This is a genomic window from Kluyvera chengduensis (genome assembly GCF_044197065.1).
Classification (GTDB): domain Bacteria; phylum Pseudomonadota; class Gammaproteobacteria; order Enterobacterales; family Enterobacteriaceae; genus Kluyvera; species Kluyvera ascorbata_C.
This window is the reverse complement of record NZ_JBIQOI010000003.1, coordinates 1-17,052: the sequence shown is the minus strand read 5'-3', so window position 1 is coordinate 17,052 and position 17,052 is coordinate 1. Positions and strand designations below refer to the sequence as shown.

At 54.8% G+C, this 17,052-nt stretch carries 16 protein-coding genes; 10 read left to right on the top strand and 6 right to left on the bottom strand.

Going from position 1 to position 17,052, the window contains the following annotated elements; genetic code table 11:
• Nucleotides 1-136 precede the first annotated feature (136 nt).
• Both gorA and ACH1XZ_RS11105 read right to left on the bottom strand, forming a co-directional pair.
• Nucleotides 137-1,489: a glutathione-disulfide reductase gene (gorA, locus tag ACH1XZ_RS11110; RefSeq protein ID WP_035893896.1), complete on the bottom strand. Its 1,353-nt coding sequence runs from the start codon at nucleotides 1,487-1,489 to the stop codon at nucleotides 137-139.
• A 105-nt stretch (nucleotides 1,490-1,594) separates the two neighbouring features.
• A complete protein-coding gene (locus tag ACH1XZ_RS11105) occupies nucleotides 1,595-2,437 on the bottom strand; it encodes a 23S rRNA (adenine(2030)-N(6))-methyltransferase RlmJ (RefSeq protein WP_395595603.1) in 843 nt (280 codons plus the stop codon).
• A 193-nt stretch (nucleotides 2,438-2,630) separates the two neighbouring features.
• Between ACH1XZ_RS11105 and ACH1XZ_RS11100 the strand changes: the two genes are divergently transcribed.
• Nucleotides 2,631-3,902, top strand: a complete 1,272-nt coding sequence (locus tag ACH1XZ_RS11100) for an acid phosphatase (protein ID WP_395595602.1) — start codon at nucleotides 2,631-2,633, stop codon at nucleotides 3,900-3,902.
• Here the strand turns inward: ACH1XZ_RS11100 and ACH1XZ_RS11095 are convergent, their stop codons facing one another.
• Nucleotides 3,903-4,796, bottom strand: coding sequence for a LysR family transcriptional regulator (locus ACH1XZ_RS11095; RefSeq protein ID WP_395595601.1), 894 nt, complete (start codon nucleotides 4,794-4,796; stop codon nucleotides 3,903-3,905).
• Between the two features lie 186 nt (nucleotides 4,797-4,982).
• On the opposite strand from ACH1XZ_RS11095, the gene ACH1XZ_RS11090 reads away from it, so the two are divergent.
• The 3 genes from ACH1XZ_RS11090 (at nucleotide 4,983) to rsmJ (ending at nucleotide 8,486) form a co-directional block, all read left to right on the top strand.
• Entirely contained in the window at nucleotides 4,983-5,597 is a 615-nt protein-coding gene (locus ACH1XZ_RS11090; RefSeq protein ID WP_395595600.1) for a LysE family translocator, read from the top strand.
• 85 nt (nucleotides 5,598-5,682) lie between these two features.
• Nucleotides 5,683-7,725 carry an oligopeptidase A gene (gene prlC, locus ACH1XZ_RS11085; RefSeq protein WP_395595599.1) on the top strand — a complete coding sequence of 681 codons (2,043 nt, stop codon included), beginning with the start codon at nucleotides 5,683-5,685 and terminating at the stop codon, nucleotides 7,723-7,725.
• 8 nt (nucleotides 7,726-7,733) lie between these two features.
• On the top strand, nucleotides 7,734-8,486 hold the full coding sequence (rsmJ, locus tag ACH1XZ_RS11080) for a 16S rRNA (guanine(1516)-N(2))-methyltransferase RsmJ (protein WP_395595598.1): 753 nt from the start codon (nucleotides 7,734-7,736) through the stop codon (nucleotides 8,484-8,486).
• Between the two features lie 144 nt (nucleotides 8,487-8,630).
• On the opposite strand, the gene ACH1XZ_RS11075 is transcribed toward rsmJ, so the two are convergent.
• A complete protein-coding gene (locus ACH1XZ_RS11075) occupies nucleotides 8,631-9,830 on the bottom strand; it encodes an NAD(P)/FAD-dependent oxidoreductase (protein ID WP_395595597.1) in 1,200 nt (399 codons plus the stop codon).
• Nucleotides 9,831-10,063: 233 nt separating this feature from the next.
• Here ACH1XZ_RS11075 and ACH1XZ_RS11070 point away from each other — a divergent pair, with 233 nt between their 5' ends.
• Nucleotides 10,064-10,570 carry an RrF2 family transcriptional regulator gene (locus tag ACH1XZ_RS11070; protein WP_185667386.1) on the top strand — a complete coding sequence of 169 codons (507 nt, stop codon included), beginning with the start codon at nucleotides 10,064-10,066 and terminating at the stop codon, nucleotides 10,568-10,570.
• An 86-nt stretch (nucleotides 10,571-10,656) separates the two neighbouring features.
• Here the strand turns inward: ACH1XZ_RS11070 and uspA are convergent, their stop codons facing one another.
• A complete protein-coding gene (gene uspA / locus ACH1XZ_RS11065) occupies nucleotides 10,657-11,094 on the bottom strand; it encodes a universal stress protein UspA (RefSeq protein ID WP_035894835.1) in 438 nt (145 codons plus the stop codon).
• A gap of 382 nt (nucleotides 11,095-11,476) precedes the next feature.
• Between uspA and uspB the strand changes: the two genes are divergently transcribed.
• Nucleotides 11,477-11,812 carry a universal stress protein UspB gene (gene uspB, locus ACH1XZ_RS11060; RefSeq protein ID WP_035894834.1) on the top strand — a complete coding sequence of 112 codons (336 nt, stop codon included), beginning with the start codon at nucleotides 11,477-11,479 and terminating at the stop codon, nucleotides 11,810-11,812.
• A 55-nt stretch (nucleotides 11,813-11,867) separates the two neighbouring features.
• Here the strand turns inward: uspB and pitA are convergent, their stop codons facing one another.
• A complete protein-coding gene (gene pitA / locus ACH1XZ_RS11055) occupies nucleotides 11,868-13,355 on the bottom strand; it encodes an inorganic phosphate transporter PitA (protein ID WP_395595596.1) in 1,488 nt (495 codons plus the stop codon).
• Between the two features lie 230 nt (nucleotides 13,356-13,585).
• On the opposite strand from pitA, the gene ACH1XZ_RS11050 reads away from it, so the two are divergent.
• The 4 genes from ACH1XZ_RS11050 to ACH1XZ_RS11035 all read left to right on the top strand — a co-directional run bounded on the left by ACH1XZ_RS11050 (nucleotide 13,586) and on the right by ACH1XZ_RS11035 (nucleotide 16,980).
• On the top strand, nucleotides 13,586-14,779 hold the full coding sequence (locus tag ACH1XZ_RS11050) for a BaiN/RdsA family NAD(P)/FAD-dependent oxidoreductase (RefSeq protein WP_395595595.1): 1,194 nt from the start codon (nucleotides 13,586-13,588) through the stop codon (nucleotides 14,777-14,779).
• A 483-nt stretch (nucleotides 14,780-15,262) separates the two neighbouring features.
• The gene (locus tag ACH1XZ_RS11045) at nucleotides 15,263-15,745 is read left to right on the top strand and encodes a TnsA endonuclease N-terminal domain-containing protein (RefSeq protein ID WP_395595594.1); all 483 of its coding nucleotides are present in this window, start codon (nucleotides 15,263-15,265) and stop codon (nucleotides 15,743-15,745) included.
• Nucleotides 15,735-16,460, top strand: a complete 726-nt coding sequence (locus ACH1XZ_RS11040) for a hypothetical protein (RefSeq protein ID WP_395595593.1) — start codon at nucleotides 15,735-15,737, stop codon at nucleotides 16,458-16,460. The genes ACH1XZ_RS11045 and ACH1XZ_RS11040 overlap by 11 nt, the downstream gene beginning before the upstream one ends.
• 61 nt (nucleotides 16,461-16,521) lie before the next feature.
• A complete protein-coding gene (locus ACH1XZ_RS11035) occupies nucleotides 16,522-16,980 on the top strand; it encodes a hypothetical protein (protein WP_395595592.1) in 459 nt (152 codons plus the stop codon).
• Nucleotides 16,981-17,052 lie beyond the last annotated feature (72 nt).

The window sequence follows — 17,052 nt, the reverse complement described above, 5'->3', positions numbered from 1 at the left end:
GGCGGCGCTTCGCTTGGCCGGGCTACATGCTACACGCTCATGTAGCCCGGGCGAGGCGTTTACGCCGACCCCGGGGGAAGCCCGCATAAAAAAAGCCAGACATGTGTCTGGCTTTTTGTCGTTCAGGCAATGCGCCTTAGCGCATGGTGACGAACTCTTCCGCCGCCGTAGGGTGAATTGCCACGGTGTTGTCGAAGTCTTTCTTGGTCGCGCCCATTTTCAGCGCCACGGCGAAGCCCTGCAGGATTTCATCCATGCCGAAGCCAATACCGTGAATACCGACGATCTTCTCTTCCGGGCCAACGCACACCAGCTTCATGCGGCACGGCTGACGGTGCGAGGTCACGGCGGTGTACATGGCGGTGAAGGAGGATTTATAAACCTTCACGGCGTCGTCGCCGTACTGCTCACGCGCCTGTGGCTCGGTTAAGCCCACGGTACCGATTGGCGGGTGGCTAAAGACCACGGTCGGGATATTGCTGTAGTCCAGATGCTCGTCTGGCTTGTTGTTAAACAGACGCTCGGAGAGACGACGGCCTGCGGCTACCGCTACCGGAGTCAGCTCTACCGCACCGGTGTTATCGCCAACGGCATAAATGCCCGGAACGTTGGTGTTCTGGAACTTATCAACGACGATGTAGCCTTTATCGTTGGTTTTCACGCCGGTTGCTGCCAGGTTGAAGTTATCGTTCGCCGGTTCGCGACCAATCGCCCAAATCAGGCAGTCGACGGTCTGGCTGCGGCCATCTTCCAGCTCCAGGGTCAGGCTGCCATCGGCATTCTTGACCACCGCTTTTGGAATCGCGTTGGTGTGCAGCTGCGGGCCTTCGGCGTTCATCACCTCAAGGAGTGTCTCGACGATTAACGGGTCGAAGCTGCGCAGCGGCGCGTGTTTACGCACGAACAGGTGGGTTTCAGAACCCAGCCCGTTGATAACGCCCGCTAATTCTACGGCGATATAACCTGCGCCCACCACGGCAACGCGCTTCGGCAGCGCTGGCAGCTCGAAGAAACCGTCGGAGTCGATACCGTATTCCACGCCCGGAATATTCGGATGGCTTGGACGGCCGCCTGTCGCGATCAGGATATGATCGGCGGTGATCGTCTCACCGTTCACTTCGATGGTTTTGGCATCAACAAAGCGCGCAAAGCCCTTGATCACGTCAACCTTGTTCTTACCCAGCACGTTATCGTAAGAGGTATGAATACGGTCGATGTAGGCGGTGCGGCTGGCAACCAGCTTGTCCCAATCGAAGTTGTTGATGGTGGTGTCAAAACCGTAGTCCGGGCCATACATGTGAATCGCTTCGCGGATCTGCGCGGCATGCCACATCACTTTTTTCGGTACGCAGCCGACGTTCACGCAGGTGCCGCCAAGATCTTTGGCTTCGATTAACGCGCACTTCTGGCCATACATGGCCGCGCGGTTAATGGAGGCGATACCGCCGCTGCCGCCGCCAATGGCGATGTAGTCGTAATGTTTGGTCATGGCCGCTCCTCAAACGTTCAATGTTGAGCGGGTGAGCCTCATGCTCCCCGCCAAAATACTCGCGATTGTATACCTGAAACTGATAGGTTCCACCGATGCCTGCAATTACTCCGGCACGATCCAGTTTACCAGCGTATGACCGGTACCTGTCGGAACCAGCTTGCTGTGCAGCCACGGCAGCACGTTGTTCATCTGCGCTTCCAGCTTCCACGGCGGGTTGATAACAATCATGCCGGAGGCGGTCATACCGCGCTGATCGCTGTCCGGACGTACCGCCAGCTCAATTTGCAGGATTTTGCGAATGCCGGTCTCTTCAAGGTCGCGGATCATGCGCTTGATTTGCTGGCGCAGCACCACCGGATACCACAGGGCGTAGGTGCCGGTGGCAAAACGCTTGTAGCCATCGTTGATGCCGCTCACGACCGCCTGGTAGTCGGTTTTAATTTCGTACGGCGGGTCGATAAGGATCAGGCCGCGGCGAGAAGCCGGTGGCAGCTTGGCTTTCAACTGCTGGTAGCCGTCGGCACGGTCAACGCGGGCGCGGTTATCTTTCTGGAATTCAGCGCGCAGCAGCGGGAAATCGCTTGGGTGCAGCTCGGTCATCTGCAGGCTGTCCTGCTCACGCAGCAGCTGACGGGCAATCAGCGGGGAGCCTGGGTAGTAGCGCAGCTGGCCGGTGCGGTTGAAGTGTTCCACCACCGAGATATACGGCACCAGTTCTTCCGGCAGGTCGTCCTGCTGCCAGATGCGGGCGATCCCTTCCAGGTATTCCCCGGTTTTTTCGGCGTGCTCGCCACTCAGCTGATAGCGGCCAGCCCCGGCGTGGGTGTCCAGATAGAGAAACGGTTTTTCTTTCTCTTTCAGCGATTCGATGATCAGACTCTGAACGGTGTGTTTTAAAACGTCGGCGTGGTTGCCTGCGTGAAAGCTGTGGCGATAACTGAGCATGGATGCGGATATTCCGGGAATTAAACAAGATAGCTGACAGTTTACCGCAGATCCGGGCAGATTACCGCTGTAGCGCTGCGTCGTTTCCATCTGTGGCAATAATGTTGCAAAACGTGAACGTGTCATAAAAACGTCAAGCGACAGGTTTAGCGTCAACGGTAGGCAAGGTAATTGTTTGAATAAAAGGAAAATAATGAAACTGCAAATCACACTGCTGGCCGCTGCGATGGCGCTGGCATTGCCGGTACTGGCAAAAGACGTTTCCGTGAATCAGGCGGCGGCTATCGCCAACACCGTTACCCCAACGGCGGTCAGCCCGGCGTTTGACGCGCTGGAAGGGCAATCGCTGACGGCGCTACGTGCGGCGCTGAAAGGGGATGCGCCGACGCTCACCCGCGACCAGCTAGAAAAAGCGAAACAGAACAAAACGCAGGCCGACAAAGCCTGGCTGAAGGCCAGCGGCTATGACTTCCAGACCAAAGCCAATCAACAGGCCGGTATCGAACTGCTCTCGGCGTTCAGTACTCTGCCGGAGACGGTAGTGAAGCAGAACCTGGCGACGGTGACCGATATTAACCGTGATGCGACCCAAACCGCCCGCCACCAGGCGCTGGCGGATGCGGAAGGTATCAACTACCTCTACTTCCTGAGCGATGCGATGGGGCCCCGTTTAGGCAAAGCGTTTATCGCGGCCTACGACAAGGGTGAGCTGAGTAAAGCGGCGGCGCTGATTAAAGCCTCCGAAGTGAGTACCAGCGCGGCGAAAAAACACTTTAATAACCCGCGCCCGTTCCTGATTCAGGGCAACACCATTCACCTGGTGCCGGACGACGTGGTGATTAAAGATAACCATCCGTATACCGCCGATGGCGGCTCGTTCCCAAGCGGTCACACCAATACCGGCTACACCGACGCGCTGCTGATGGCGGAGATGATCCCGGAGCGTTTTGACGCGCTGGTCACCCGCGGCGCGCGCTATGGCTACTCGCGTATTGTGCTTGGCGTGCACTACCCGCTGGACGTGATGGGCTCCCGCATGGTGGCGCAGCGTAACGTCGCCCACTACCTGAACGATGCGAAGTACCGCACGCTGTTTAACGAAGCTCGCGACCAATTGCGTGCGGCGTTGGAGCAAGAGTGCGGCACAACGCTTGCTGAGTGTGCGAAAACGGCAGGTAAAGATGACCCGTACCGCGACCCGGCGATGCGTGATTTCTACCGCTTCACCATGACCTACGACCTGCCGCAGCAGAAGGGTGAGAAACAGAGCATTACGGTGCCGCAGGGTGCAGAAGTGCTGCTGGAAGCGGCGCTGCCGAATCTCTCCGCCGCGCAGCGTCGTGCGTTGATGGTGAAAAGCGCGCTGCCGGCGGGTTATCCGCTGTCAGGCACCACCGCTGACCAGCAGTTCTGGCAGCGTCTGAATCTGCCTGCCGCCTATGAAATGGCGAAAAAACCGCACTAATTAGCGCAGCATTGTGAGGGAAGGCGGTACCGGCTGCGGTATCGCCTTTTTTAAATGCTCATGTAGCTTCTCAATCTCCGGCGATTGCGCCGAAGCCTGCGGCCACACCAGCCAGTAACCATCCCCGGTGGCGACGGCGTCGTTAAACGGCAGCGTCAGCAGCCCGCTGGCGAGCGCTTCCTGGCTCAACAGTAAATCGCCCATGGCGACCCCATGCCCGCCAATCGCCGCCAGATAGCCGTGCTCAAGGGTATCGAATACCTTACCGCGTGCGGTATTCAGCGTCGGGAATTGCCCGGTTCGTTTTAGCCAGCGCCGCCAGTCGCGACGGTCCGGTGAGGGGTGAATCAGCTCGCAGCGCTCGAGATTTTCCCTTGCCTGTGCGTTGAGTGGGGGGGCGCAGATAGGTACCAGCCACTCCTCGAACAGCAACTGACTTTGCGTTCCGGGGCCAAATTGACCGTCGCCCAGTAAAATCGCGCAGTCGTAGGGTTCCCGGCTGAAATCAACCGTATCGGTATCCATCCATACGCTGGAGAGGGCAATTTGCGGTGAGGTGAGTGGTTGCAGTGCGGCCAGCAGCCAGCGCATGGTCAGCGTCGACGGCGCTTTCAGGCGAAGCTCGCGACGACGACGGCCAAACGCTTCGCAGGCACGTTCCAGACTTTGAAAACCTTCACCAAGCTGCGCCGCCAGCGTTTGCCCGGCATCAGTCACGGTGACACGCGGCCCGTGGCGCTGAAAGAGCGCACAGTCGAACCATTGCTCTAGCGTACGGACATGGCGACTCACCGCGCCGGGCGTAACGTTGAGTAATTCAGCGGCTTTGCTGAAGGAGCCTAAGCGAGCAGCGGCTTCAAAGGCGCGCAGAGCGTACAGCGGCGGTAGCGACATGGTGATTTTCTATGGTGAGTTTAACTCACATTGAAGCGTAGTTTTTTCCGTTTTTCAACGCGCGTGTCCCACCCAATAATGGGCATCACGTTGTAGGCCGGATAAGCGTAGCGCCATCCGGCATGCTGTCGCCGATTGCCGGATGGCGGCGTAAACGCCTTATCCGGCCTACCTAAGGAAAAAACCATGAATCTAACGTTACTTGCCGCCTATATGCTGGCGGTACTCTTGCTGCTGGCTACGCCCGGCCCGGTGGTAGCGCTGGTCACGGGAACCGCCGCACGTGAAGGCAGTCGCCGGGCGTTTATCACGGTGATAGGCACTAACGCCGCATCGCTGGTGCTGATTGTGCTGGCAACCTTGATGCTGCTCGGCGTGGTGGCACTGTCGCCGGTCATGCTATCGCTGCTGGGGATAGCGGGGTCGCTCTATATCGGCTGGAGCGCCATCAGCAGCTTGATGCGCAAAGTACAGGAGGCGCAGATTACCCCCGCGCGCGGCGGCCTGCTGAAGGGCTTTCTGATGGGAATTTCAAACCCGAAGGACATTCTGTTTTTTGTCGCCTTCTTCCCGCAGTTTATTGCCGTCACGCAGGATTTCACGCTGAGCATGCTGACGCTCTCGCTGGTGTGGGTGGTATTTGATATTACCGTTCTGTCGCTCTATATCCTGATAGTTCAACGCCTGCTGTCGGGAAAGTATGCGCTCCGCCTCGAACGCCTCTCCGCGCTGTTTTTACTGGCGGTGGCGCTGTTCGGCATTGTTTACAACGTCGGTGAAATGAGTACCCACTATCATTGAAATTCCCCCAACTATCCCCCATTCTAGATCTATCGCTAAAGCGCCGATGAGCGCTTCATTTCTTTCTTAGACCAGGACTGCGTATATGACCAATCCATTACTGACCCCCTTCGAACTACCGCCGTTTTCCCAGATTCAGCCCGAACATGTTGTCCCTGCCGTGACCAAAGCACTGAACGACTGTCGTGAGAATGTGGAACGCGTAGTGGCGCAGGGCGGGCCGTATAGCTGGGAAAACCTCTGCCAGCCGCTGGCGGAAGTGGACGACGTGCTGGGGCGTATCTTCTCGCCGGTGAGCCACCTGAACTCGGTGCAGAACAGCCCGGAACTGCGTGAAGCCTATGAGCAGACGCTGCCGCTGCTGTCGGAATACAGCACCTGGGTCGGTCAAAACGAAGGGCTGTACAACGCCTACCGCGACCTGCGCGACGGCGATAACTACGCCACGCTGAACACCGCGCAGAAAAAAGCGGTCGATAACGCGCTGCGTGATTTTGAATTGTCCGGCATCGGCCTGCCGAAAGAGAAACAGCAGCGCTACGGCGAAATTGCGACCCGTCTATCCGAGTTGGGCAACCAGTACAGCAACAACGTGCTCGATGCCACCATGGGCTGGAGCAAACTGGTTACCGATGAATCTGAACTCTCTGGCATGCCGGAAAGCGCGCTGGCCGCGGCGAAAGCCCAGGCTGAAGCCAAAGAGCAGGAAGGTTACCTGCTGACGCTGGATATCCCGAGCTACCTGCCGGTGATGACCTACTGCGACAACCAGTCACTACGCGAAGAACTGTACCGCGCCTACTCCACTCGCGCCTCCGACCAGGGGCCGAACGCCGGTAAGTGGGATAACACCCCGGTGATGGAAGAAATTCTGGCGCTGCGCCACGAGCTGGCTCAGCTGCTGGGCTTTGAAAGCTACGCCTTTAAATCGCTCGCCACTAAAATGGCGGAAAACCCACAGCAGGTGCTCGACTTCCTGACGGATCTGGCCAAACGTGCCCGTCCGCAGGGTGAGAAAGAGCTGGCTCAGTTGCGCGCCTTCGCCAAAGCCGAATTCGGTGTAGACGAGCTGCAGCCGTGGGATATCGCCTACTACAGCGAAAAACAGAAACAGCATCTCTACAGCATCAGCGACGAACAGCTGCGCCAATATTTCCCGGAAAACAAAGCCGTTAACGGCCTGTTCGAAGTGGTTAAGCGCATTTACGGCATCACCGCTAAAGAGCGTACCGACGTTGACGTCTGGAACCCGGAAGTGCGCTTCTTCGAGCTGTATGACGAAAGCAACGAACTGCGCGGCAGCTTCTACCTCGACCTGTACGCTCGCGAGCACAAACGCGGCGGGGCGTGGATGGATGACTGTGTCGGCCAGATGCGTAAACTCGATGGCACGCTGCAAAAGCCGGTCGCCTACCTGACCTGTAACTTTAACCGCCCGGTGAACGGCAAGCCTGCGCTGTTTACCCATGATGAAGTGATCACCCTGTTCCACGAGTTCGGTCATGGCCTGCACCACATGCTGACCCGCATTGAAACTGCCGGTGTGTCCGGTATCAGCGGGGTGCCGTGGGATGCGGTCGAGCTGCCGAGCCAGTTTATGGAGAACTGGTGCTGGGAGCCGGAAGCGCTGGCGTTTATCTCCGGTCACTTTGAAACCGGCGAACCGCTACCGAAGGAACTGCTGGATAAAATGCTGGCGGCGAAAAACTACCAGGCGGCGCTGTTTATCCTGCGTCAGCTGGAATTCGGTCTGTTCGACTTCCGCCTGCACGCCCAGTACGACCCGCAGCAGGGCGCGAAAGTGCTCGAGACGCTGGCCGAAATCAAGAAACAGGTCGCCGTGGTACCCGGCCCAACCTGGGGTCGCTTCCCGCACGCTTTCAGCCACATCTTTGCCGGTGGCTACGCGGCAGGCTACTACAGCTACCTGTGGGCAGATGTGCTGGCGGCGGATGCCTTCTCTCGCTTTGAAGAAGAGGGGATCTTCAACCGTCAGACCGGACAGTCGTTCCTCGACAACATCCTGACCCGCGGTGGTTCTGAAGAGCCAATGGCGCTGTTCAAACGCTTCCGTGGCCGTGAACCTCAGCTGGACGCGATGCTTGAGCATTACGGGATCAAAGGCTGATTGTTGTCGTGAAAATCTGCTTACTTGATGAAACGGGCGCCGGAGACGGCGCCTTATCTGTTCTTGCCGCCCGCTGGGGACTGGAACAGGACGACGACAACCTGATGGCGCTGGTGATGACGCCGGAGCATCTGGAACTGCGTAAACGCGATGAACCAAAGCTTGGCGGCATCTTCGTTGATTTTGTTGGCGGGGCGATGGCGCACCGACGCAAATTCGGCGGCGGTCGCGGTGAAGCGGTGGCAAAAGCTGTGGGCGTGAAAGGCGGTTATCTGCCGGACGTGGTGGATGCGACGGCGGGGCTGGGGCGCGATGCATTCGTGCTGGCCGCCGTTGGCTGCCGTGTGCGGATGCTGGAGCGTAACCCGGTAGTTGCCGCGCTGCTCGACGACGGTCTGGCGCGCGGTTACGCGGACCCGGAGATCGGTCCGTGGTTACAGGAGCGGTTACAGCTGATTCATGCATCCAGCCTGACGGCGTTAACCGATATCAGCCCGCGCCCGCAGGTGGTGTACCTTGATCCCATGTTCCCGCATAAGCAGAAAAGCGCGCTGGTGAAAAAAGAGATGCGCGTGTTTCAGTCGCTGGTGGGACCGGATCTGGATGCGGATGGTCTGTTGGAACCGGCGCGTCAGTTGGCAACCAAACGCGTGGTGGTGAAACGCCCGGATTACGCGCCGCCGTTGGCGGACGTGGCGACACCGAACGCGGTGGTCACCAAAGGGCATCGGTTTGATATTTATGCGGGGACGGCGGCGTAATTTCGCTACCCAATGTAGCCCGGCCGAGCGAATGCGACGCCGGGAATTGGCTCCGAGCCACCCCGGGGTCGGCATAAATGCCTCGCCCGGGCTACCGCGTGTTGTAGGCCGGATAAGGCGTTAGCCGCCATCCGGCATTACCGACTAAACAAACGGCGCCAGCGGGTCCGCAATTTCAAACGCCACTGCACGATCCGCTTTCGGCGGGTAAATGAGCTCGCTAACAATCGACACCTTCAGCTTTTTCGCTTCTTCGCGCTTCAGTTTCACCTGCTGATCCCAGCCTTCGCTGTACACCGCACCCCACGCGCCCAGATCCAGACAGGTGACGTACATCTCCTGGCGATACGGCAGCGGTGCTACATCCAGCACGCTTGCCGCGGCGTTGTTCCCGGCGAACTTGCCCAGCAGAATGGCATGCTGGCAGGTCATCAGCGCGTGGTTGCCTTTGTCATCGGTCGCGGCGTAGGCCACATCGCCGGTGGCGTAGATATCATCATGGCCCAGCACCTGCAGATTACCGTTCACGTGCAGACGCCCCTGACGGTCACGCGGCGCATCAATCTGCGCGGTCAGCCCGTTGGCCTGAACGCCGACGGTCCAGATAACGGTCTGGGAGGCGATAACCTGGCCATCTTTCAGCGTGACGCCGGAGGCATCCACGCTCTCCACTTCCGCATTCACCAGCCACTCCACGCCCAGCTCGGCAGAAGCTTCGATAATCACATCGCGTAATTCTTTGCTCCAGCGGCCGCCCGGCTGTGCGCCGCGCTCAACTACGACAACTCTGGTCTTAGCATCTTGACCCAGGATTTCACGCAGACGGCCCGGAAGCTCCAGCGCCATCTCAATCCCGGTGAAGCCGCCGCCGCACACCACTACGGTATTACGTGCTTCGCTCTCAGGCTGTCCGGCCAGATCTTTCAGATGCTGCTCCAGTACCGTCGCGCTTTCCAGCTGGTCGAGGTCGAACGCGTGCTCGGCGGCACCGGCAACGATATCGCGGTTAACGTGGCTGCCGCTGGCAAGCACCAGACGGTCGTAGCGGCGCAGACGCACTTCACCGTTCTCGTCTTTCCAGCTCACCTCTTTCGAGGCTGGAAGGATCTGCTCAACGGTGCCGCGCAGGAACTTAACGCCGGTGACGTCGAACAGCGGCATCAGCGGGGAAACCAGCGTCTGAACGTGGCTTTCATAAAAACGCGGACGAACGCGCAGCTCTGGCTGTGGCGCAATCACCGTAATATCAACGTCCTGCTGGTGTTTGTCAGCCAGACGCGCGGCGCTCAGCGCTGCCCACATACCGGCAAAACCGGCACCGACGATCAGAATTTGTTTACGCATTAGGTTTGTCTCACTGTTCACTACGATTAATTGACTCGGATTTTATTGGTCGTAGTTAAAGATTGCAACGTGATTCGCTTTAGCAAGCACACTGAAAGCCACATTTTGATTTTATCTATTTGATATTTAATTGTTTAAATTTTTACTCGATCAGTATTTATGCTTGCTATCTGGAATGCGTCAGGCGAAAAAGCTACAATAACTCAGATTAATTTTTGCTGAGATAAGAGCGTATGGCATTCTACAGTTCTGGGGTTGAGTACGGCATACATAGCCTGATGTGCATGGTGGACGGCAAAGGTGACGCCCGCGATATGAGCGTGCGCGAAATTGCTGAACTGCAAAGCGTGCCCTATGACTATCTGGCCAAAATCTTTACCCGCCTGTCTAAGGCCGGGCTGGTGCGCAGCATCGAAGGGAAGGGCGGCGGTTTTCAGCTGGCGAAACCGGCTGAGGACATTACGGTGCTGGACGTGGTCAACGCGATTGACGGCGATAAGCGTATTTTTGAGTGCCGGGAAATTCGTCAGCGGCTGGCGGTCTTTGATGAACAGCCGCCGGAGTGGGCCTGCGAAGGTATCTGTGGCGTGCGTTCGGTGATGGACATGGCGCAGCAGCGCATGGAAGAGGCGTTAGGCCAGCATACGATTCTGGACCTGGCGCGTAAGATGTACCGCAAAGCGCCGGACACCTTCGTGGTGGAAGTGCAAGAGTGGATTGCCGGGCGGAAAAACGCTTGAACTAAGTAGACCGGCCGAACGCAGTGACGCCGGGGAAAACCCCGGAGTCGGCGCTGGCGCGCCTCGTCCGGGCTACCGACTGCGTGTTACTCTTCTTCGTCGTCGCGCAGCGGAACAATCAGCATATCAACGTGAACGGTGTTGATAAGCTGACGAGCAGAAGACATCAGTTTGCTCCAGAAGTCCTGGTGATGACCGCAGACCACCAGGTCCATATCGTATTTCTTGATAGCATCAACCAGCACCTGGCCCAGGTCGCCGCTACCACTCAGGGTTTCGGTGATTGGGTAGCCCGCACCGGTAGAGAGTTCACTCAGCGCGTGGTGAGTCTCCTCGGAAATTCGTTTCTGCATATCGCCCAGATTGACGTCAATCAGCCCGGTGTAGAGATCGGAATAGTTCACGTCTACGTGAATCAGAGAGACTTTCGCATTGTAAGGGCGAGCCATTGATACCGCTTTCTCTACCAGAACTTTGCTTTCTGGTGAAAGGTCGACGGCGATAAGAATGTGTTTGTAAGCCATAGTGTTACTCCTTCCATAAAGTTGTCGATGACTGTTGGACCAGACAGCCCATGCGCTGTCCCTTGCCCGCGTCCTGCGTGCTATCTGCGCGGGGTTTGCCCTTAAAGACCTAATTGTAGAAGATATTTCTACCTTATAGTGGCCTTGGGGCGCCGTCAATGCATCCGGTTCGCCAATTAGTTAAACAAATTTTTCCATCTTACGTATTGATAACGATTAACCTTGTGGTAAAAAATTTAACTGATCTCCTACACTATTTAATGAGCCGATCGAATAAATAAACGTGATCGGAATCGCACTCTTTTACTGAGGTGTTGGTGGGAAATTGGGGAGCGGTATGCCCTGGGGGATATCTCTGAGGGCTGGTCGCCGGGGAGGAGTTATGATCAGCACAATTGCGCTGTTTTGGGCCCTGTGTGTCGTTTGTGTGGTGAATATGGCACGTTACTTCTCATCGTTACGTGCGTTATTGGTTGTACTACGAGGTTGCGATCCCTTGCTCTATCAGTATGTCGATGGCGGTGGCTTTTTCACCTCTCACGGCCAGCCGGGCAAGCAGATGCGTCTGGTCTGGTACATTTACGGGCAGCGTTACCGCGATCATCACGACGATGAGTTTATTCGTCGCTGCGAGCGGGTTCGCCGTCAGTTTATTTTGACCAGTTCGCTCTGTGGATTGGTGGTCATTAGCTTAATTGCTTTGATGATTTGGCACTGAGTAAAAAAAACGGGCCAGTTTCCTGACCCGTTTTTATGTTTTTATCGCCGCGAGCTTAGATAAGCTTCAGCGAGATCCAGTACAGCACGCCGGACAGAATGATAGAGGCCGGCAGGGTGAAGACCCAGGCCATCAGGATGTTGGTCACGGTTTTACGCTGTAACCCGCCGCCATCAACCAGCATGGTACCCGCCACGGAAGAGGAGAGTACGTGCGTTGTGGAAACCGGCATCCCGGTATAGCTTGCCAGACCGATGGAGACCGCAGAGGTCATCTGTGCGGACATACCCTGAGCGTAGGTCATGCCTTTCTTACCGATTTTTTCACCGATAGTCGTGGCAACGCGACGCCAGCCGATCATGGTACCAATGCCCAGCGCCAGTGCGACCGCCATAATAATCCAGATTGGCGCGTACTCAATGGTACTCAGCATGTCGGTTTTCAGTTTCTTCAACAGACGCTGATCGTCGGCATTCACTTCCGGCATCTTGGCCACTTTATCGGTGGTATCAGAGATGCAGAGCATGATGCGACGAAGCTGACCACGCTGCTCTACCGAGAGTTTATCGTAGCTCTCGATTCCCGACAGCATCGTCTTCGTGCGGTCAAGCGCATTCATGGTGTTAGCCGGATGACAATGGAACTCGGTGGCTTCCAGTGCCGCAGGGGTTAACGGGTCAGCGCTGTTTTGCACTTTCAGCAGCAGTTCAGGACGTTGCTGGAAGAAGGTTTCAACGTTGTTGACTGCATCGCGGGTACGGGTGATTTCGTAGCCGGAAGCGTTCATGTTAACCACGAAGCCTGCCGGAGCAACGCCAATCAGCACCAGCATGACCAGACCAATGCCTTTCTGACCGTCGTTCGCGCCGTGAGAGAATGCCACGCCAATTGCGGAGAGGATCAGCGCAATACGGGTCCAGAACGGCGGCTTTTTCTTACCGTCTTTCTTTTCACGTTCAGCAGGCGTCAGGTGGATACGGGCGCGCTTTTTGGTGCCGCTCCAGAAACGACGCAGCAGGAAAATCAGACCGCCAGCAAACACCAGACCCACAATTGGCGACACGATCAACGACGCGAAAATGTTAATCACTTTCGGGATGTTGAGTGCATCAACCACAGACGTTCCGGTCATCATCGCATTGGTTAAACCAATACCGATAATGGCGCCGATAAGCGTGTGGGAGCTGGACGCAGGCAGACCAAAATACCAGGTGCCGAGGTTCCAGATAATAGCCGCCAGCAGCATGGAAAAGACCATGGCGAGGCCGTGAGCGGAGCCCATATTGAGCAACAGATCCGTCGGCAGCATATGCACGATGGCATAAGCTACACTCAGGCCGCCCAACAGAACGCCGAAGAAGTTAAAGATCGCGGCCATCGCAACAGCAAGCTGCGAACGCATGGCGCGGGTATAAATTACGGTAGCCACTGCGTTAGCCGTATCATGGAAGCCGTTAATCGCTTCGTAGAAAAGAACAAACAACAGTGCCAGTACTAATAACAGCCCGGTATGTAAATCCAGACCAGCAAACAAATGTAACATAGGACGTTACGCCATTTTGAGGACATGAACGCGCGGCATTATCAGGGACATTGGCGGCGCGGGCAAAGTGAAATCTCTATTTTTTTTGATATTTATCCATGTAATTTTAAAGGTCGAAAAGAATTATTTATTTTGTATCAATCGGATAAGTCGGGTTTGTGGATATTTCACTGGTACGACTTCGGTGAAAAATTTACAATTCCCGACAATACCTAAGTTGAGGATAGTGCGTGGAAAGGTTTGATGCCATTGTAGTCGGTGCCGGAGCGGCAGGAATGTTTTGTGCCGCTATGGCTGGGCAGGCGGGGCGCCGCGTTTTACTGCTGGATAACGGCAAGAAACCGGGGCGTAAAATCCTCATGTCCGGCGGCGGTCGCTGCAATTTTACTAACCTTTATGTCGAACCCGCGGCATATCTGAGCCAGAACCCGCATTTCTGCAAATCTGCGCTGGCGCGCTATACCCAGTGGGACTTTATCGACATGGTCGGTAAACACGGCATTGCCTGGCATGAAAAGACCCTCGGGCAGCTTTTCTGCGATGACTCCGCCGATCAGATCGTGGCGATGCTGGTTGCCGAGTGCGAAAAGGGCAATGTCACCACGCGCCTGAGAAGTGAAATCCTCAGCGTTACCCGTGATGACGAGGGCTACACGCTTCAACTTAACGGCGATGACGTGTCGGCCGATAAGCTGGTGATTGCCAGCGGTGGCCTGTCGATGCCGGGACTTGGGGCGACACCTTTCGGCTATAAGGTGGCCGAGCAGTTTGGTCTGAAGGTACTGCCAACCCGCGCAGGCCTGGTGCCATTCACTTTGCATAAACCGATGCTCGAACAGCTACAGGTATTGTCTGGCGTGTCGGTGCCGTCGGTCATCACCGCGCAGGACGGTACGGTATTCCGCGAAAGCCTGCTTTTCACCCACCGCGGCCTATCTGGTCCGGCAGTGCTGCAAATTTCAAGCTATTGGCAAGCGGGTGAGTTTGTGAGCATCAATTTACTGCCGGATATCGACCTGGCGGACTTCCTCGACGTGCAGCGCGCCGAGCACCCGAACCAGAGCCTGAAAAATACGCTGGCGATGCAGCTGCCGAAACGTCTTGTCGAATGCCTGCAACAGCTTGGGCAAATCCCTGACGTCACGCTCAAGCAGCTTAACATCCGCGATCAGCAAACGCTGGTCGATACGCTGACCGACTGGCGCGTGCAGCCTAACGGCACCGAGGGCTATCGCACGGCGGAAGTGACGCTGGGCGGCGTCGACACCAACGAACTCTCGTCGCGTACCATGGAAGCGAAGAAAGCGCCGGGGCTGTACTTTATCGGCGAAGTCATGGACGTGACCGGCTGGCTGGGCGGTTATAACTTCCAGTGGGCGTGGTCGAGCGCCTGGGCGTGTGCGCAGGCGCTAGCGGAATTGTGAAACAACAATAAAGTTTGCCCGCAGACAATAAAGATTGCCCGTAATAGCGTAAAAATACAATAAAGTTTGCCCGTAAGAGAATTTTGCCCATCAGCGAGCTGCATTCTATACTTAAACATCGGGGTATATATGGGTCGTCTCAATGGCTAGCGGTAGAAGGTTAAAAACCTTAGATGACTTTAATCGGTCGTTAAAAAATAAGTACGGGGTAGGTGCAGGTACTGAGTATAAACCTTGGCTCCGTATTCAAGATGTGGCCTCTAAGGGCATTCGCTCCCAAATTTGGGGGCGTAAAACCAATCGTGTACACCATCTGTTGTCTTCGATTGAGAGCCAGTTTTTTTACCTAGCTGAATTTAGTGATTCAGTAACCGATATCAGGGAGCAATTTCCACTGCTCCCTATTACTCTGTCAAACAAGATAGCGGTAACTTTGGGGGGGGGGAGCACCCAAAGATCCCTGTAAATGGGGAACTCAACATTATGACGACGGATTTCCTGCTGATGTGTCAAAAAGACGGCCGTAAGTTCTATCATGCAGTTTCTGTAAAACCAGAGAATGGTATTGACCAGAGAACTGCTGAGAAACTGGATATTGAGCGTGTATGGTGGGAATTGCTGGGTGTCAAGTATTCGTGCTTTATGGGAAATGAGCTAACAAAGATCCAGAGCGACAATATTAGGTGGGCAACAGCACCGTTCAGATCTGGTATTACTGTATACGATTCTTCTCTAGTTCAGCGGGTTTTAACAGTTGTTGAACCGGGCAAATATTTATTATCTGATTTATGTAAAGATCTTGCCCTCATGTTTGATAGAGAGCGTGAGGATGGTCTAAACATGCTGCGCTATCTTATCGCAGATAAATTTATAAATGTTAATTTGGATTATTCGATCGAGGCTTGTGGAGGAGTTGAAATTCAGTCTGTTAGCAGTGATAAAAGGCTAGTTTCTAATGGCTATTGATATAAATAGTGTATGGGATTTGAATGATGTAGACGGTCTGAAGGATGGACCTTACCGTATCATCGATATTATTCCTCATTTGGACTGTATTATCCTGTTTCCCTTAACGAACAATCACTGCTTGCGAAGACCCACTGTAATATTGTTGTCATCTTTTGAAAGTTACATGGCTTCAGGCAGTGTTGTGCTGATTGATTTTCAAATTCCAGGCTTTCTTTTGCTTGCAGAGGAGAATCTTCCACCTTCTTTTAAAGAAAAGAGAGATGCTAATTTTAGTTTAATTAGTGTTCTGGTTTCAGATCGTGACTTTTTGTTTACTTACGCTACCTCAAAAAGGATGACCAGTTTAGCTCAATATGCTCAAGAAAAAGGTACTGATCGGAAGAAGTTATCTCGACTACTGAATGCTTTTTGGCAATATGGTCAGACGAAAAATGCATTAATACCTGCCTACCCAAATAGTGGAGGGGCTGGGAAGACTCGGCAAGAAAAGAAAGGAACGCTTGGTGCCCCCAAAATATCAAGAACACTCAGTATTCAACGTGCCGATAAATATGTGCTTACCGTGATGGATAAAAAGAATATTCGTAAATCACTGACGGTGAATTATTTAAGAGTCAATGGTAAATCTCTTGCCGAATCCTATAAAGAGTATCTTCGTAAATACCATGAAGATGAATTGATAATGGCAAGCATCAGTCATAGATGCACCTAGTCTACCTTCGTTTCGCCAGTTTTCATACTGGAAAGAACGTTTATTTTCAGATGATATAGTCATGCGCAAGCGTTCAACTGAGCGTGACTACTTACTAAATAAACGTAGTGTGCTTGGTTATGCCGCCCAGGATGATTTAGTTCCTGGTAGCTGTTTTGAAATTGATGCAACAGTAGCTGATGTGCATATCGTATCCAGTTTTGGTGAGCAATATATTCTCGGACGGCCCACTATTTACTCTATTGTCGATCGGGCGACGCTTATGGTAGTTGGACTGCATGTCTCATTATATTATGCCTCTTGGCGTGCTGCTCGCCAGGCATTGGTTAATTGTTTCTCACCCAAATCTGAATACTGTGCTCAGTATGGGATTTCTATTGATGAGTCTGAGTGGCCTTGTGCGCATGTTCCTAGGCGCTTCATCTGTGATAATGGTGAAATGATTGGTCTAAAACCACAGGAAAAAGTTGTACCTTTTACTGAACTGAGTTTTGCTCCTGGACTGACCCCACCCCGGTAGACGATCCTGCCCTATAGTTGGACTGACCCCACCCCGGTAGACGATCCTGCCCTATAGTTTGAGTATAGGAGG

Bases quoted from the DNA above. Each gene is read 5' to 3' on its own strand.
- gorA (WP_035893896.1), bottom strand. From the start codon at position 1,489: ATGACCAAACATTACGACTACATCGCCATTGGCGGCGGCAGCGGCGGT.
- ACH1XZ_RS11105 (WP_395595603.1), bottom strand. From the start codon at position 2,437: ATGCTCAGTTATCGCCACAGCTTTCACGCAGGCAACCACGCCGACGTT.
- ACH1XZ_RS11100 (WP_395595602.1), top strand. From the start codon at position 2,631: ATGAAACTGCAAATCACACTGCTGGCCGCTGCGATGGCGCTGGCATTG.
- ACH1XZ_RS11095 (WP_395595601.1), bottom strand. From the start codon at position 4,796: ATGTCGCTACCGCCGCTGTACGCTCTGCGCGCCTTTGAAGCCGCTGCT.
- ACH1XZ_RS11090 (WP_395595600.1), top strand. From the start codon at position 4,983: ATGAATCTAACGTTACTTGCCGCCTATATGCTGGCGGTACTCTTGCTG.
- prlC (WP_395595599.1), top strand. From the start codon at position 5,683: ATGACCAATCCATTACTGACCCCCTTCGAACTACCGCCGTTTTCCCAG.
- ACH1XZ_RS11075 (WP_395595597.1), bottom strand. From the start codon at position 9,830: ATGCGTAAACAAATTCTGATCGTCGGTGCCGGTTTTGCCGGTATGTGG.
- ACH1XZ_RS11070 (WP_185667386.1), top strand. From the start codon at position 10,064: ATGGCATTCTACAGTTCTGGGGTTGAGTACGGCATACATAGCCTGATG.
- uspA (WP_035894835.1), bottom strand. From the start codon at position 11,094: ATGGCTTACAAACACATTCTTATCGCCGTCGACCTTTCACCAGAAAGC.
- uspB (WP_035894834.1), top strand. From the start codon at position 11,477: ATGATCAGCACAATTGCGCTGTTTTGGGCCCTGTGTGTCGTTTGTGTG.
- pitA (WP_395595596.1), bottom strand. From the start codon at position 13,355: ATGTTACATTTGTTTGCTGGTCTGGATTTACATACCGGGCTGTTATTA.
- ACH1XZ_RS11045 (WP_395595594.1), top strand. From the start codon at position 15,263: ATGACGACGGATTTCCTGCTGATGTGTCAAAAAGACGGCCGTAAGTTC.
- ACH1XZ_RS11040 (WP_395595593.1), top strand. From the start codon at position 15,735: ATGGCTATTGATATAAATAGTGTATGGGATTTGAATGATGTAGACGGT.
- ACH1XZ_RS11035 (WP_395595592.1), top strand. From the start codon at position 16,522: ATGCGCAAGCGTTCAACTGAGCGTGACTACTTACTAAATAAACGTAGT.